This is a genomic window from Novosphingobium sp. BL-S-20 (assembly GCF_055521635.1).
On the sequence record NZ_CM145494.1, the window covers coordinates 1,547,456 to 1,562,550 of the forward strand.

At 64.6% G+C, this 15,095-nt stretch carries 15 protein-coding genes; 9 read left to right on the forward strand and 6 right to left on the reverse strand.

What is annotated here, in order from left to right; translation table 11 throughout:
* Positions 1–45 precede the first annotated feature (45 nt).
* The gene (locus ACZ1II_RS15115; protein WP_465147177.1) at positions 46–714 is read right to left on the reverse strand and encodes a carbonic anhydrase; all 669 of its coding nucleotides are present in this window, start codon (positions 712–714) and stop codon (positions 46–48) included.
* Positions 715–798: 84 nt separating this feature from the next.
* Here ACZ1II_RS15115 and lipA point away from each other — a divergent pair, with 84 nt between their 5' ends.
* Both lipA and ACZ1II_RS15125 read left to right on the forward strand, forming a co-directional pair.
* Entirely contained in the window at positions 799–1,743 is a 945-nt protein-coding gene (gene lipA / locus ACZ1II_RS15120; protein WP_465147178.1) for a lipoyl synthase, read from the forward strand.
* 3 nt (positions 1,744–1,746) lie between these two features.
* Positions 1,747–2,187: a type II toxin-antitoxin system RatA family toxin gene (locus tag ACZ1II_RS15125; RefSeq protein WP_147220578.1), complete on the forward strand. Its 441-nt coding sequence runs from the start codon at positions 1,747–1,749 to the stop codon at positions 2,185–2,187.
* Between the two features lie 46 nt (positions 2,188–2,233).
* Here ACZ1II_RS15125 and ACZ1II_RS15130 read toward each other — a convergent pair whose 3' ends face one another.
* From ACZ1II_RS15130 to ACZ1II_RS15140, 3 genes are read right to left on the reverse strand one after another with little or no spacing between them, the layout of a single operon-like run.
* Positions 2,234–2,758, reverse strand: coding sequence for a CinA family protein (locus tag ACZ1II_RS15130; protein ID WP_465147179.1), 525 nt, complete (start codon positions 2,756–2,758; stop codon positions 2,234–2,236).
* Position 2,759: 1 nt separating this feature from the next.
* The gene (locus ACZ1II_RS15135; protein ID WP_465147180.1) at positions 2,760–3,305 is read right to left on the reverse strand and encodes a hypothetical protein; all 546 of its coding nucleotides are present in this window, start codon (positions 3,303–3,305) and stop codon (positions 2,760–2,762) included.
* Between the two features lie 10 nt (positions 3,306–3,315).
* Complete coding sequence (locus ACZ1II_RS15140) at positions 3,316–4,500, reverse strand: bifunctional 2-C-methyl-D-erythritol 4-phosphate cytidylyltransferase/2-C-methyl-D-erythritol 2,4-cyclodiphosphate synthase (protein ID WP_465147181.1); 1,185 nt, start codon at positions 4,498–4,500, stop codon at positions 3,316–3,318.
* 100 nt (positions 4,501–4,600) lie between these two features.
* On the opposite strand from ACZ1II_RS15140, the gene dusB reads away from it, so the two are divergent.
* The 7 genes from dusB (at position 4,601) to hflX (ending at position 14,101) form a co-directional block, all read left to right on the forward strand.
* Complete coding sequence (dusB, locus tag ACZ1II_RS15145; protein WP_465147182.1) at positions 4,601–5,638, forward strand: tRNA dihydrouridine synthase DusB; 1,038 nt, start codon at positions 4,601–4,603, stop codon at positions 5,636–5,638.
* Positions 5,635–6,762 carry a two-component system sensor histidine kinase NtrB gene (locus ACZ1II_RS15150; protein ID WP_465147183.1) on the forward strand — a complete coding sequence of 376 codons (1,128 nt, stop codon included), beginning with the start codon at positions 5,635–5,637 and terminating at the stop codon, positions 6,760–6,762. The genes dusB and ACZ1II_RS15150 overlap by 4 nt, the downstream gene beginning before the upstream one ends.
* Entirely contained in the window at positions 6,759–8,168 is a 1,410-nt protein-coding gene (locus ACZ1II_RS15155; protein ID WP_465147184.1) for a sigma-54-dependent transcriptional regulator, read from the forward strand. The genes ACZ1II_RS15150 and ACZ1II_RS15155 overlap by 4 nt, the downstream gene beginning before the upstream one ends.
* Before the next feature lie 111 nt (positions 8,169–8,279).
* Positions 8,280–10,454, forward strand: a complete 2,175-nt coding sequence (locus tag ACZ1II_RS15160) for a sensor histidine kinase (RefSeq protein WP_465147185.1) — start codon at positions 8,280–8,282, stop codon at positions 10,452–10,454.
* A 58-nt stretch (positions 10,455–10,512) separates the two neighbouring features.
* Complete coding sequence (gene ntrX / locus ACZ1II_RS15165) at positions 10,513–11,910, forward strand: nitrogen assimilation response regulator NtrX (protein ID WP_465147186.1); 1,398 nt, start codon at positions 10,513–10,515, stop codon at positions 11,908–11,910.
* 213 nt (positions 11,911–12,123) lie between these two features.
* Entirely contained in the window at positions 12,124–12,732 is a 609-nt protein-coding gene (gene hfq, locus ACZ1II_RS15170; RefSeq protein ID WP_465147187.1) for an RNA chaperone Hfq, read from the forward strand.
* A 28-nt stretch (positions 12,733–12,760) separates the two neighbouring features.
* A complete protein-coding gene (gene hflX / locus ACZ1II_RS15175) occupies positions 12,761–14,101 on the forward strand; it encodes a GTPase HflX (protein ID WP_465147188.1) in 1,341 nt (446 codons plus the stop codon).
* On the opposite strand, the gene mazG is transcribed toward hflX, so the two are convergent.
* Both mazG and ACZ1II_RS15185 read right to left on the reverse strand, forming a co-directional pair.
* Complete coding sequence (gene mazG, locus ACZ1II_RS15180; protein WP_465147189.1) at positions 14,078–14,866, reverse strand: nucleoside triphosphate pyrophosphohydrolase; 789 nt, start codon at positions 14,864–14,866, stop codon at positions 14,078–14,080. The genes hflX and mazG overlap by 24 nt on opposite strands.
* A 51-nt stretch (positions 14,867–14,917) precedes the next feature.
* Positions 14,918–15,088: a hypothetical protein gene (locus tag ACZ1II_RS15185; protein WP_465147190.1), complete on the reverse strand. Its 171-nt coding sequence runs from the start codon at positions 15,086–15,088 to the stop codon at positions 14,918–14,920.
* Between the last annotated feature and the right edge of the window lie 7 nt (positions 15,089–15,095).

The window sequence follows — 15,095 nt, forward strand, 5'->3', positions numbered from 1 at the left end:
CTGGGAAAAGGGCGGTCCGACCGGGCCTCCTTTTCTGTCGATGGTTCAGCTGACCGGTGCGAATTCGCCACTGGTCTCGTCCATGAGATGGAGCTGACCATCGGAAATTGCGAAGAAGGCCCCGCGCAGCTTGAGGTCACCGTTCTTCACCTTGCTGCGCACGCAGGGGAAGGTCATCAGGTTGTCCAGGCTGACGCGCACGGCGGCCTGTTCCATCTGGCGCTCGGCCGGGCGGCCCGAGGTGCCGAACTCGGCGGCGACGGGGGCGCGGGCCTCGTCCAGCATCGAGATCCAGTCGGCGATGAAGCCGCCCTGGCCGGGTTCGGCGCCGTGCAGTTCCTGGGTCAGCGCGGCCTTGCAGCCGCCGCACATGCCGTGGCCCATGACCACGACTTCCTTCACCTTGAGCACCTGCACAGCGAATTCGAGCGCGGCTGAGACACCGTGGTGGCCGGGCGTGGTCTCGAAAGGCGGGACGAGCGCGGCGACATTGCGGACCACGAAGATTTCGCCGGGATCGACGTCGAAGATCTGGGCGGGATCGACGCGGCTGTCCGAGCAGGCCACGATCATCACTTCGGGCTGCTGGCCTTCGCTGAGGCGCTCCCATCGCTCGCGATTGGGGCTCCAGCCGCTGCTGCGAAAGCGGCGATATCCGTCGAGAAGGGTATCGAGGACGCGTTGTTCGGGTTGCGGGGCGCTGGAATCGGTCATGGTTTGCCTCCATTGAAACGCACGCAATCCATAGAGCGGATATTCGCACTGGCAAGCGGGCAAGCTTGCGACTATCTGGACGCCATGAACGATCTTTCCTCCGTGCCGAGCCCAGAGCAGAAGCCCGAACGTCAGCGCAAGCCCGACTGGATCCGCGTGAAGGCGCCGACCAGCAAGGGCTACGGCGAAACGCGCCAGTTGATGCGGGATCTCAAGCTCAACACGGTCTGCGAGGAAGCGGCCTGTCCGAACATCGGCGAGTGCTGGACCAAGAAGCACGCCACGGTGATGATTCTCGGCGACACCTGCACCCGCGCCTGCGCGTTCTGCAACGTGAAGACCGGCATGCCGGGCCGCGTCGATCCTTCCGAGCCGGAACATGTCGCCGAACTGGCGCTCAAGACCGGGCTCGAACATATCGTCATCACCTCTGTCGACCGCGACGACCTGCCCGACGGCGGTGCGAACCAGTTCGTGAAGGTGATCCAGGCTCTGCGCGCCGCGACCCCGAACACCACGATCGAGATTCTCACGCCCGACTTCCGTGGCAAGATGCGCCGCGCCGTCGAGGCGATCGTCGCGGCGGGGCCGGACGTCTACAACCACAACCTGGAGACGGTTCCCCGCCTCTATCCGACCATCCGCCCCGGCGCGCGCTACTATGCCTCGCTGCGCCTGCTGGAAGAGGTCAAGGCTCACAATCCGCTGATCTTCACCAAGTCCGGCGTCATGCTCGGCCTCGGCGAGGAACGCCTGGAAGTCCATCAGGTCATGGACGACATGCGCTGCGCGGACATCGACTTCCTGACCATGGGCCAGTACCTGCGCCCGACGCCCAAGCATGCCGAGGTCAAGGAATTCGTCACGCCCAAGGCGTTCGACGCCTATGGCGCGATTGCCCGTGCGAAGGGCTTCCTTCAGGTGGCGTCCTCGCCGCTGACCCGTTCGAGCTACCACGCAGGCAAGGACTTCGCCGAAATGCGCGCTGCGCGTGAGGCGAAACTCGCTAAGGCTGCGCCGAAAGCCTGACGCATGCCCGGAATTCATGAGACCCAGCGGCTGCCTTACAGCGCCGAGCAGATGTTCGACCTCGTTGCGGACGTGGGCCGTTACCAGGAGTTCCTTCCCTGGGTGGTCGCCACTCGCGTGAAGTCGGATACCGGGACCGAAATGGTTGCGGACATGCTGGTCGGCTTCAAGGCCTTGCGCGAGAAGTTCACTTCGCGCGTCGAGAAAGTACGTCCGCGCGAGATCAAGGTCCATTACGTCGATGGTCCGATGAAGGACCTGCACAACCACTGGACCTTCCATCCGGTGGATGCTCATAGCTGCGATATCGAGTTCGACGTGCGCTTCAGCTTCCGCAACGCCTTGTTCGAGAAGCTGGCCGGGCAGTACTTCGACAAGGCCTTTCGCAAGATGGTAGCGGCTTTCGAGACCCGCGCGCACGAGCTTTACGGCGAGCCGGTCTGATTTAGGATCGTCGTCCTGGACTTTGGTCCGGGACGACGGGTCCTTTTCAGTCTGCGTAAGCGGGCAATTCCGTTCCCGGTAGCAGCAGTTCTAGCGCTACCACGGCGGCGTGATGGCGGATTTCCGCGCGGTTCGCGCCCTCGATCAGCTTCTGCTCGGCATGGACTTCTTCCTCGCCGCGATGGGCGCGGGCGAAGACCACGGTGCCGACCGGCTTGAGGTCGCTGCCGCCGTCCGGACCGGCGATGCCGCTGATCGCCACGGCCACATCGGCATTGCTGTGCAGAATCGCGCCTTGCGCCATGGCCCAGGCCGTCGCGGGAGAGACCGCGCCGAGCGTGTCGATGATGTCCGAGGGGACGCCCAGCAGTTCCTTTTTCGATTCGTTCGAATAAGTCACGAAACCGCGATCGAGCACGGCGGAAGAACCCGCCACTTCGGTCAGCGCGGCGCAGACGAGGCCGCCGGTGCAGCTTTCGGCCAGCGCTACCTTGCGGCCGATCGCCTTGTTCTCGGCGATCACACGCGCGGCGAGGTTGTAGAGGTCCTGCGGGAAGAGGATGTCGGCCATGTCAGTCCTTGCAGAGCGAGAAGCCGCCGAGCTTCGTCTTTCCGGGCGCGACCTCGTCGGCCTTGGAAGTAGCCTCGATCAGCAGCGCGATCAGGCTGGCGGTGTTCTCGGGCGGAAGCGGGGAGAGCAGGTCAAGCGCGAGGTCGACCTTGTCGCAGGATTTCAACGGAAGCTCCTGGGAAACAAGGCCTTCCACGGTGATATCGACCAGCGGACGCAGCGATTCGTCGGGCAGGTTACGCGCAAACTGGCCGACCTGGGCGTCCTTGCTCTGGCCGAGCTTGAGGAAGGCGGCCTTGGCCTCGGGCCAGTAACGGGCCTTCTGAGCGGAATAGCGCGTAACCAGTTCGGCGCCGTGGCTGCGCAGGAACGAATCGCTCGGCAGGACCTGCGCACAGCGCTTGCTGGTGCCGGAAATTACTTGCGGCAGGGCATAGCCGAACAGCGAGCGGGCCTCGGCCTTGGTCAGGCACGACTGCTGGGCGCTGGCCACGCTGGGCACAATCGCCAGCGCGGATACCAGGGCCAGGGTAATGGTCTTGCGCATCGTCATCTCCTTACATCCGCACCAGGCTGACGGCGGCCTGGCAGGCGATCCCTTCCGACCTGCCGGTGAAACCCAGCTTCTCGGTAGTGGTTGCTTTTACGCTGATGAGCGATGGGTCTACGGCGAGAATTTCCGCCAGGCGCGCGCGCATGGCTTCGCGGTGCGGGCCGATCTTGGGCGCCTCGCAGATGATCGTCACGTCGGCATTGCCGAGCGCATAACCCGCCTCGGCCACGAGCTTTCCGGCATGGGCGAGGAAGCGGTCGGAGGCCGCCCCTTTCCACTGCGGATCGCTGGGCGGGAAATGCTGGCCGATGTCGCCCCGACCGACCGCGCCGAGCAGGGCATCGACGAGGGCGTGGATGGCGACGTCGGCATCGCTGTGGCCGGACAGGCCGTGGGTATGTTCGATCTTCACACCGCAGAGCCAGAGTTCCTCGCCTTCCTCGAGCCGGTGGACATCGTAGCCGGTGCCGACCCGGATGGGCGGGGCACCGACGGCGAAATCGGAGGCGTAGGTCAGCTTGTGCAAGGCTTCGTCTCCTTCGACGAGAGCGATCCTGAGGCCCGCGGCTTGTGCCACCTGGGCATCGTCTCCGGCGGTGGTCGGGCCGTCCCAGGCGCGGTGGGCGGTGAGGATTTCGGGAAAGCGGAAGGCCTGCGGGGTCTGCACCCGGCGCAAGTCCTCGCGGCGGGCGGGGGCGCCCATCACTTCGATGTCGTCCTCATGTTCGGCATGAGCGAGGCTGTCCGCGACCGGCAGGACGGGGATCGCACCGGGCAGTCCCGACAAGGCGCCGAGCAGGCGCTCGATCACCGCCGAGGGAAGCATTGGGCGCGCGGCATCGTGGATCAGCACGAGATCGGGCTTGCTGCCGGCCAGCACTTCCAGTCCTAGGCGCACCGATTCCTGCCGCGTTTCGCCGCCGCTGGTGAACCGGACGCCCCCAATGCCGGCAAGGGCTTCGGCGGCCAGATCCTCGGCACCCTGCGGGATCACCACGAGGATCGGCGCGACTCCGGCATGGGCCAGCGCTTCCACCGAATGGCGGATCACACGCTTGCCGCGCCAGAGGGCGAACTGCTTGGGAACGGGCTGTCCGGCGCGCAACCCCTTGCCTGCGGCCACTACTATGGCTGCCGTGGAGGGATGCGAGAGGGGACGCCGGGGCGTTTCTGACAGGTCTTGCGACATTGTCGTTGCCGGTAATCGCTTGCCGAGGCGAGGGCAATCCACTATGCGCTGCCTGTTTTTTAGGCACATCCTGTTTTCTAGGCATTTTACGGCGCGCGCAATGAACACACTGCCCACTCCTCCGGCTCTGAAGCCGATCCAGGTCGGCCCGGTCACGATCGATTGCCCGGTCGTGCTCGCGCCGATGACTGGCGTCTCGGACTTGCCGTTTCGCCGCATGGTGCGCGGATTCGGCTCGGGCCTCAACGTCACCGAGATGATCGCCAGCCCGGCGGCCATCCGCGAGACGCGCGTATCGCTGCAGAAGGCGATGTGGGACCAGATCGAGGACCCGGTCTCGATGCAGCTGGTCGGCTGCGAGCCTGAGCAGATGGCCGAGGCCGCCAGGCTGGTGGAAGATCGCGGCGCCGCGATCGTCGACATCAACATGGGCTGCCCGGTTCGCAAGGTCGTCAACGGCGACGCCGGTTCCGCGCTGATGCGCGACGTGCCGCTCGCCACCCGCCTGATCGAGGCGACGGTGAAGGCCGTGAAAGTGCCCGTCACCGTGAAGATGCGCATGGGCTGGTGCCATGACAGCCTAAACGCCCCCGAACTCGCGCGCATCGCCGAGGATCTTGGCGCGCAGATGATCACCGTCCACGGCCGCACCCGCAACCAGATGTACAAGGGCTCGGCCGACTGGGCCTTCGTACGCGGCGTGAAGGAAGCGGTCTCGATCCCGGTGATCGTCAACGGCGATATCCTCGATATCGAAGACGCCGCGACGGCGCTGGAGCAGTCCGGCGCCGACGGCCTGATGATCGGGCGCGGCTCCTATGGTCGGCCCTGGGCGCTCGCCAAAGTCATGCAGTGGTGGCGCGGCAACGGGCTGATGGAGGAGCCGGGCTTCGGCCAGCAGTACGAGATCATCCGCGAACATTACGTGGACATGCTCTCGCACTATGGCCGCGATACCGGGGTGAAGATGGCGCGCAAGCACCTGGGCTGGTACATCAAGGGCATCAAGGGCTCGGCCGAGTTCCGCAATCGCATCAATTTCGTCAGCGATCCCGACGAAGTGCTGCGCCTGCTCGCGGAGTTCTATGCACCCTACCGCGATCAGGACGACGCATCGGCAGACCGTCAGGCTGCATGAGCCTCGCGCCGCACACGGCATTACCCGCAGCATCCCGGCTTCTCGCAAGCCTGCCGCAGGCTGTCGTGCTGCTTGAGCCGGGCCTGCGGATCGCCTCGCTGAACCCGGCGGCCGAGCAGTTCTTCGGCCAGTCGCTGCGCCTGCTGGTGGGAACCCCGCTTCAGGATATCCTGACCTTTTCCGACCCCTTGCTGCTGGAGCGGCTCGACGATTACGAGACGCCGGTTTCCGCCCGCGAAGTCGCCGTTGCGCTCAAGGGTCGCGGTGCGCGTCGGATCGATATCAACGTCGCGCCGGTGGCCGATACGCCGGGCTGGCAGGTCCTGACGATCCACGACAATACTGCCACCGAGGCACTGGGCGACGATTCCGGCGGCCCCGACAATGCCGTGCTGCGCGGGCCGGAGATCATGGCCCACGAAATCAAGAACCCCCTCGCCGGCATTCGCGGCGCTGCCCAGCTTCTCGCCCGCAAGGTCGAGGACAAGGACCGGGCGCTGACCGATCTCATCACCTTGGAGGTCGACCGGATCGCGGGGTTGATCGACCAGATGCAGAAGCTCAGCCGCCGCACCGCGCCGCCGGTCGAACCCTGCAATCTCCACGAGGCCGCGCGCCGGGCGCTCGACGTGATGTTGGCTGCAAACGGCGCGGCGCCGGAGCGGGTCAGGCTGGTCGAGGAGTTCGATCCTTCGCTGCCCGCCGTGCTCGGCAGTCCCGATGCGCTCGTACAGGTCATCATCAATCTGCTCGCCAATGCCTCGGAAGCCTGCGCGCATGAGGAAAAGCCGCGTGTGACGATCCGCACTCGCTTCGCCAGCGGACTTCAGCTCCACACGAGCGATTCGGGAGAGCCGGTGCGCCTGCCGGTGGAACTGCGCGTCACCGACAACGGCCCTGGCGTCGATCCGGCGATGCGCGATCATATCTTCGAGCCTTTCGTCACCACCAAGAAGACCGGGCAGGGCCTTGGCCTGCCGCTCGTGCGCAAACTGGTGCGGGACATGAACGGGCGGATCACCCATGAACGTGACGAGGAGGGGGGCTTCACCCACTTCCGCGTCCACCTGCCGCTGGCGCGAGAGACGCGCAGCCGCCCCATCAGAAGGAGACCGGCAGCATGAGCGTGCTGCTCGTCGAGGACGACCTTTCGATCGCCATCGTCATCACCGCCGCGCTGGAGGCGGAGGGCTTCAGTGTGATCCACTGCCAGTCGATCGCCGAGCGCGACCGATTACTGGGAGAGGGACATTATCAGGCGCTCGTCACCGACGTGATGCTTCCCGACGGCGATGGGATCGAGACGATCGACCGGGTGAGAGCCTTGCACCCCGCGCTGCCGATCGTGATCCTCTCGGCGCAGAATACGCTCGATACCGCTGTCCGCGCCACCGATACCGGCGCCTTCGAGTATTTCCCCAAGCCTTTCGACATCGACGAACTCGCCCGCACCGTCCGCCAGGCGGCGGGCGCCGGGCAGGGTGCTGCCGTCGAGGGCGAGGAACCGCTCGGGGAAGGGCTGCCGCTGGTCGGGCGCAGCACGGCGATGCAGACCGTGTTCCGCATGATCACGCGCGTCCTGCGCAATGACCTGACCGTGCTGATCCTAGGCGAATCGGGGACCGGCAAGGAACTGGTGGCCGAGGCGGTGCACAATCTGGGTCATCGCCGCACCGGACCGTTCATCGCCGTCAACACTGCCGCGATTCCCGCCGAACTCATCGAAAGCGAGCTGTTCGGCCACGAGAAGGGCGCTTTCACCGGCGCTGTCGCCCGCCATGTCGGCAAGTTCGAGCAAGCGGCGGGAGGCACCCTGTTCCTGGACGAGATCGGGGACATGCCGATGCAGGCTCAGACCCGACTGCTCCGCGCGCTCCAGTCCGGCACGGTGCGCCGCGTCGGCGGGCGTGACGAGATCCGGCTCGACGTGCGCATCATCGCCGCCACCAACAAGGATCTCGAACCCGAAATTGCCGCGGGGCGGTTCCGCGAGGATCTCTATTACCGCCTCAACGTGGTGCCGATCCACATGCCGCCGCTGCGTGATCGGCGTGACGATATCGAGGTGCTGGCCCGCCACTTCCTCCAGCACGCCGCGAACGAAGGCCTGCCGCGCCGCCAACTGACGCCTGAGGCGGCGGAATTGCTCAGCCGCCAGCCTTGGCGCGGCAATGTGCGCGAACTCAAGAACTTCATCTATCGCCTCGCCCTGCTGGCACGCGAGGATGCGATCGATCCCGAGAGCATCCAGTCGCTGCTGGTCGCGGAAGCTCCGGCGCCCAGCGAGGAGGAGAGCGGCGACATTGCGCAGGCGGTCACACGCTGGCTTGCCTTGGAACGCCCCGCCAGCGGCACGATCTATCAGGCCGCCGCCGCTGCGTTCGAGCGGCCGCTCTTTGCCGAAGTGCTGCGGGAGACCGGTGGCAACCAGCTTCGCGCGGCGCAGGCACTCGGGATAAATCGCAACACCTTGCGCAAGCGCCTCAGCGAACTGGCGCTGGACCCCGAGGAATTCGCTCGTCGCTTATGATACGTCCCTGATGGATTTGCCCTTGCAAAGCAGCAACACTGGCGTTGTAACGGTGCAACGATGAGCGAGACACTGGTTCAAAAACGGGCATGGCCGCGCTGGTGGAGGCGGATGCAGGTAGCTGCCCGCCGCGCGAACTTCTTCGCGATTATCACCGTAGTGTCGATTGTTCTGTTCCTGGCCATGACGGCGATCACTTGGATCGCCCTGAATTCGCGGGACAAGGGCCAGCTTCTGCCTTCGAACCTGACCGCGACGCTGCTGGTGGGGACGCTGGTCCCCGCCATGGCGATCCTCGTCCTGCTTGGCCGCCATCTCGCGCTGCGGCGTGCTGCGGAGAGCATCGGCGGAACCGGACAGATGCACGTCCGCCTGGTGTTCATCTTCTCGTTGATCGCTGCCGTGCCGACTTTACTGGTCGTCATTTTCGCGTCCTGGCAATTCCAGTCCGGCGTCGAGTTCTGGTTTTCCGATTCGTCGCGCGGGCTTCTGGAAAACGCCAACAAACTGGCGCGCGGATACTACGAGCAGACCCAGCGCGAAGTGGGATATGAGACCGCGGCCATGGCCAAGGACACAGGCGACGTGCTCGCCGAGTTTCCGGTGGCCAGCAAGCGTTTCCAGCAGTTCTTCGGCGGTCAGGTCTACAGTCGCAATCTCTCCGTCGCTGCGATCATCCAGGTGGCGCCGGACGGGAGCCAGCGCATCCCGATCATCGTCGATCCGGAAGGCAAGACGGAAGACAAGCGCATAACGCCCGAAGCGTTGAAACGGCTGATCGGTGGCGAACAACTGGTGGTCAGTTCAAACAACGACCGCATCGTCGCGATTGCGCCGATCGATCAGGAAGCTGGCGTCTATCTCTATGCCGCGCGCAGTTCCGAACTTCTCGCGCTCAGCCAGGGCCAGCGCGCTGAAAATGCCGAGAACATCGTCCGCGCGTATGAAGTGCTGACCAATCGCGCCCGCGTGTTGCAATTGCGCTTCAACGTCGCGCTGTTCGTGGTCTCGCTGGCGCTCGTCGGTCTCGCGGTCTGGTTCGCGCTGCGGTTCGCCGACCGGCAGGTCAAGCCGCTCTACGAGCTGGTCGATGCGGCCCGCCGGGTCGGCAGCGGCAATTTCGCACTGCGGATCGAGGGACGTACCGGCGCCGACGAGATCGGCCTGCTCAACCGCGCCTTCAACCGCATGACCGCGCAGATCGAGAAGCAGACCCAGGCCCTTCTCGGCGCCAACCGCCAGCTTCACGAACGCCGCGTTTTCATCGAGGCCGTGCTGGAATCAGTGACTTCGGGCATCGTCTCGCTCGATCCCGCAGGCCGTATCCTGCTGATGAACAGCACTGCGCAGAAGCTGCTGACCGACCGGGCCGAATTACCCGAGGACATGCCGCTTGCCGATCTCGCGCCGCAGCTGGCGGCGCTGATCGAGCAGGGCAGTTCGGGCGGCCTCGTCCAGTACAATCGCAACGGCGATCTGCTGACGTTCGCGGTAAAGGTCACGCGCGACGTCACCGGCTTCGTCATCACTTTCGAGGACATCACCCGACAGCTGCTCGACCAGCGCACCGCCGCCTGGTCCGACGTCGCGCGCCGTATCGCCCACGAGATCAAGAACCCGCTCACGCCGATCCAGCTCGCTACCGAACGGCTCAGCCGGCGCTATCGCAAGCAGATCGTCGACAATCCGGAACTGTTCGAGGACCTGACCCGCACGATCATTCGGCAGGTCGGCGAACTGCGCAAGATGGTGGACGAATTCTCGTCGTTCGCGCGCCTGCCCAAGCCGGTGTTCCGCCCGGAAGACCCGGTCGCGCTCACCCGGCAGGCCCTGTTCCTCCAGGAAGTGGCACGTCCGGATATCGGCTTCCGCTTCGAGAGCGACCCGTCGATCGGCGCGATCGACTGCGACCGCCACCAGTTCGGCCAGGCCATGACCAATGTGCTCAAGAACGCGGTCGAGGCTATCGAGGCCAAGGCCAAGGATGCCGATCCCGACTATCGGGGGGCTATCGGCGTCTCGGTGGAAGCGCTGGAAGGCGCGATCGTGGTGCGCATCGCCGACAACGGCATCGGCCTTTCGCAGGACCGCGAGCGCATCATCGAGCCTTACGTCACCACGCGCGAGAAGGGCACCGGCCTCGGCCTCGCCATCGTCAACAAGATCATCGAGGAACATGGCGGCGAAATGCTGTTCCTGCCCACGCCGGGCGGCGGCACCACCGTCACCATGCGTTTTGCCGCCGATCCCGTAGCCCATGCCCGCAAGCAGGAGGCCGCCGAATGAAGCCGGCCCGTCGCAACCTGCTTTCCCCCTCCATCTCCCTCACCAAGAAGACAATCCCATGGCTCTCGAAATCCTGATCGTCGACGACGAGCGCGACATCCGTGAACTGGTCGCAGGCGTCCTGAGCGACGAAGGCTACGAATGCCGCACCGCCGGAGACAGCGAGGCGGCGCTGGCCGCGATCGACGCACGCCGCCCCTCGCTTGTGCTGCTGGACGTCTGGCTTCACGGCAGCCCGATGGACGGCCTGGAAGTGCTCGACGCGATCAAGGCGCGTGAACCGGAGCTGCCGGTCATCATCTTCTCCGGCCACGGCAATATTGACACGGCTGTTGCGGCGATCAGCCGCGGCGCGGTGGATTTCATCGAGAAGCCGTTCGAGGCGGAAAAGCTGCTGCACCTCGTGGGCCGGGCGACCGAAACTGAGCGCCTGCGCCGCGAAAACGCGCAGCTTCGCCATGATTTCTCGAATGGCGAGGAGTTCACCGGATCGAGCGGCGCCATCAACCAGGTCCGTGCGACGCTGAAGCGCGTGGCCAATACCGGCAGCCGCCTGCTCATCACCGGCCCGGCCGGTTCGGGCAAGGAAGTCGCGGCAAGGCTGCTCCACGCCTGGAGCCCGCGCGCAGGCAATGCCTTCGTCAGCGTCAATTCGGCGCGCATCACGCCGGAGCGCTTCGAGCAAGAACTGTTCGGAGAGGAGGCCGACGGCGCCCTGATCCGCCCCGGCCTGCTGGAAACGGCGGACAGCGGCACGCTTTACTTTGACGAAGTGGCGGACATGCCGCTTTCGACCCAAGCCCGCATTCTGCGCGTGCTCACCGATCAGGCCTTCGTGCGCGTGGGCGGCACCCGTCAGATTCGCGTGGACGTGCGGGTGGTCTCTTCCACCTCGCGCGATCTCGAAAAGGAAATCGCCGAACGCCGCTTCCGCGAGGACCTGTTCTACCGCCTCAATGTGGTGCCGGTGTCGATTCCGGCGCTGCGCGAACGGCGGGACGACATTCCCGCGCTGATCGACCATTTCTTCGCCCGCTACGCCAACGAGCAGGGCGTGGCCCCGCCGCAAGTCAGCGCCGAGGCCATGACCGCGCTGCAGGCCTACGAATGGCCGGGCAACGTGCGCCAGCTTCGCAATGTCGTGGAGCGCACGGTCATCATGGCCCCACGCGAGAAACTCGCCCGGATCGAGGCCGACATGTTGCCGCCGGAAATCTTCAACAGCCGTGGCAACGGCGATGCCGGGGTCTCGGTGATGATGAGCGCGCCCTTGCGCGAAGCCCGCGAGAGTTTCGAGCGTGAGTACCTCCGCGTCCAGATTCGGCGGTTTTCCGGCAATATCTCGAAGACGGCATCTTTTATCGGGATGGAACGTTCGGCGCTGCATCGCAAGCTCAAGCTGCTCGGCATGGCCGACCGGCGTGAGGGGGAAATTGACGGCGACGATCCGCTCTGAGGCGCGTAAAAATATCTATCTTTCAGATGATTGGTAATCACACATGAGCGGCCTCTTCGGTCGTTTTCTGAGAACCTGTCACAAGAAAGCGACATTTTTGGCGTTTACTGCATTGCAGCAACTGGGTAGATTCCGATTCGAGAACGGTCTCGGGAAGTTCCGATGGCCAGATCGCGGACCGCAAAGCGGCCGCCAAAAAGAAGGAGAAATGATATGGCCGGCCGTACGCTGACCGCTCGTCCGCGAGCCACGACCTCCGAGGTCGAAACCGAAGCCGCTCCGTCCACGCCCGCCGTGGCACCGCCGCCGATTTCCGCCGGTACCTCTTCGCCCAGCACTTCGGCAGGGAAGGGGCAGAACCTCCAGGACCAGTTCCTGAACCTCCTGCGCAAGAACAAGACCCCCGTGACCATGTTCCTGGTCAAGGGCGTGAAGTTGCAGGGTATCGTCACCTGGTTCGACAACTTCTCGATCCTCCTGCGCCGCGACGGCCAGTCGCAGCTCGTCTACAAGCACGCGATCTCGACGATCATGCCCTCGACCCCGGTCGATGCGCGCCAGTTTTCGAGCGGTGCCGACAATGGCAAGAAGACACGCGTTCTTCAGGACGTGTTCCTTTCCAGCATCCGCAATGCCGGCGTTCAGGTCACGATGTTCCTGATCAACGGCGTCATGCTGCAGGGCCGTGTCGCCGCTTACGACCTGTTCTGCATGCTGCTGGAACGCGAAGGCTACGTCCAGCTCGCTTACAAGCATGCCGTTTCGACGATTCAGCCCGTGACTCCGGTCGATCTTCAGGCGCATGAAGAAGCCGAAGACTGAGAACACTCCGGACCGAAGCTGAACTGATTTGAACGACGAACTCAAGGGCGAGGTCACGCGCGGTGCGCGTGCCCTCGTCGTCTATCCGCAGATGCGCGGCAGGGGCGACCTCGATACCGAGGCGCGCCTTGAAGAGGCCAGGGGACTTGCGCTGGCGATCGGACTTGTCGTGGCGGAAGCCATGGCAATCCCGATCCGCGAACCCCGCGCCGGTACGCTTTTCGGCGAAGGCCAGATTCAAAACATCTCGGTTGCTTGCGAACTGAACGAGGCAGAGCTGATCATCGTCGATGGCTCGCTGTCGGCGATCCAGCAGCGCAATCTCGAAGAAAAGCTCAAGCGCAAGGTCATCGACCGCACCGGGTTGATCCTCGAAATCTTCGGTGAGCGCGCGGCGACCGCCGAAGGCCGTCTTCAGGTCGAGCTGGCACACCTGGATTATCAGGCCGGTCGTCTGGTGCGCAGCTGGACTCACCTCGAACGTCAGCGCGGCGGCTTCGGCTTCCTTGGCGGTCCGGGGGAAACGCAGATCGAGGCGGACCGCCGCATGATCCGCGATCGCATGGGCAAGATTCGGCGCGAGCTGGAACAAGTCCGCCGCACGCGCGGCCTCCACCGCGATCGCCGCGAGAAGGCACCTTGGCCGATCGTCGCTCTCGTGGGTTATACCAATGCTGGGAAATCGACGCTTTTCAATTACCTGACCGGCGCCGAGGTCATGGCCGAGGACCTGCTCTTCGCCACGCTCGACCCGACCATGCGGGCGATTCGTCTGCCTGCGGTCGAGAAGGCGATCCTGTCCGATACCGTGGGCTTCATCTCCGACCTGCCGACCCAGCTCGTCGCCGCTTTCCGCGCGACGCTGGAGGAAGTGAATGCGGCCGACGTGATTCTCCACGTCCGCGACATCCACAATCCCGACACGGAATCGCAGAAGCGTCAGGTTCTGGAAGTCCTTGCCGACCTCGGTGTGATTGCCGGGGAAGGGGATAACGATGACGGGGAGGGCGCCGCGCCTGCGATCCCGATCATCGAAGTCTGGAACAAGTGGGACCTCCTGACCCCGACGCAGGCAGCTGACTTGCGCGACGTCATGGCGCAGCGTCCGGACGAAGTGATCGTGCCCGTCTCGGCGCGGACGGGGATGGGCTGCGACTTCCTGCTCGAAACGGTCGGCGCTACGCTGACCTCCGATGCGAAAGTCTATACTTTCGTCATTCCCGCTGCCGACGGACAGCGCATCGCGTTCCTGCATGCACGCGGCGAAGTCCTGTCGGAGGAAGACGCGGGAGAGGGCGATGAAGGCCCGCTGCTGCGTCTTCAGGTCCGACTGGCCGAGCGCGAACTAGGCCGTTTCAGCGCGCTCTGACGCTTTCACTTCCTGCCAGTAGGCCTCCTGCTCATCCAGCGGGAGGCCGTCGAACGGCCTTCCGTCGCGCTGGGCAAAGGCTTCCATCGCGCGGAATCGGCGCTCGAACTTGGCATTGGCGGCGCGCAGGGCATCCTCGGGCGCGATGCCATTGAGGCGCACGAGATTGACCGCCGCGAACAGCAGGTCTCCGGCTTCTTCCAGCTTTTCGGCATCGGATGCCTCGGCCAGTTCGTCCATTTCCTCGCGCACCTTGTCGGCGGCACCGCTGGGATCGGGCCAGTCGAAGCCGACGCGCGCGGCGCGCTTCTGGAGCTTTTCGGCGCGCATCAGGGCGGGCAGCGCGATCGCGACGCCGTCAACGGCGCTGGTCTCGCCCTTGGCGCTGCGTTCGCTGGCCTTGACCTTTTCCCAGCGCTCGGTCTGGGCGTCTCCGGTCTTGTCGTCACCGAAGATATGGGGGTGGCGCGTTTCCAGCTTGTTCGAAATAGCATTGGCGACATCATCGAAGGCGAAGTGACCGTCTTCTTCGGCCATGCGGGCATGGAAGACTACCTGGAGCAGCAGATCGCCGAGTTCGTCACGCAGCGCCGCAAGATCCTCGCGCGCGATGGCATCGGCGACTTCGTAGGCTTCCTCGATCGTATAAGGTGCGATCGTCGCAAAGTTTTGCGCCAGATCCCATTCGCAGCCCGAAACCGGGTCGCGAAGGCGTGCCATGATGAACAGGAGACGGTCGAGTTGCTGGTGACGAGGTTCTGTCATATAAGTTGATAATACATCTTATGTTAAATCATGGATGGCGAGAGGGCTCGATCATTGCCGGATTTGGAAGCCGCTAACCTGGATGATCAACACCAGGCCGATGATGATCGCCGCCCAGATCAGCACCAGCTTGAGCTTCGTGCCCATCGGCGTCGACCGGAACCGCGAGCCGCTGGTGACGAGAATGAGCGAACCGATCACGGAGATGACGGCGACGATCATTCCTGTC

Coding starts and splice junctions, on each gene's coding strand:
- ACZ1II_RS15115 (WP_465147177.1), bottom strand. CDS start 714: ATGACCGATTCCAGCGCCCCGCAACCCGAACAACGCGTCCTCGATACC.
- lipA (WP_465147178.1), top strand. CDS start 799: ATGAACGATCTTTCCTCCGTGCCGAGCCCAGAGCAGAAGCCCGAACGT.
- ACZ1II_RS15125 (WP_147220578.1), top strand. CDS start 1,747: ATGCCCGGAATTCATGAGACCCAGCGGCTGCCTTACAGCGCCGAGCAG.
- ACZ1II_RS15130 (WP_465147179.1), bottom strand. CDS start 2,758: ATGGCCGACATCCTCTTCCCGCAGGACCTCTACAACCTCGCCGCGCGT.
- ACZ1II_RS15135 (WP_465147180.1), bottom strand. CDS start 3,305: ATGCGCAAGACCATTACCCTGGCCCTGGTATCCGCGCTGGCGATTGTG.
- ACZ1II_RS15140 (WP_465147181.1), bottom strand. CDS start 4,500: ATGTCGCAAGACCTGTCAGAAACGCCCCGGCGTCCCCTCTCGCATCCC.
- dusB (WP_465147182.1), top strand. CDS start 4,601: ATGAACACACTGCCCACTCCTCCGGCTCTGAAGCCGATCCAGGTCGGC.
- ACZ1II_RS15150 (WP_465147183.1), top strand. CDS start 5,635: ATGAGCCTCGCGCCGCACACGGCATTACCCGCAGCATCCCGGCTTCTC.
- ACZ1II_RS15155 (WP_465147184.1), top strand. CDS start 6,759: ATGAGCGTGCTGCTCGTCGAGGACGACCTTTCGATCGCCATCGTCATC.
- ACZ1II_RS15160 (WP_465147185.1), top strand. CDS start 8,280: ATGCAGGTAGCTGCCCGCCGCGCGAACTTCTTCGCGATTATCACCGTA.
- ntrX (WP_465147186.1), top strand. CDS start 10,513: ATGGCTCTCGAAATCCTGATCGTCGACGACGAGCGCGACATCCGTGAA.
- hfq (WP_465147187.1), top strand. CDS start 12,124: ATGGCCGGCCGTACGCTGACCGCTCGTCCGCGAGCCACGACCTCCGAG.
- mazG (WP_465147189.1), bottom strand. CDS start 14,866: ATGACAGAACCTCGTCACCAGCAACTCGACCGTCTCCTGTTCATCATG.
- ACZ1II_RS15185 (WP_465147190.1), bottom strand. CDS start 15,088: ATGATCGTCGCCGTCATCTCCGTGATCGGTTCGCTCATTCTCGTCACC.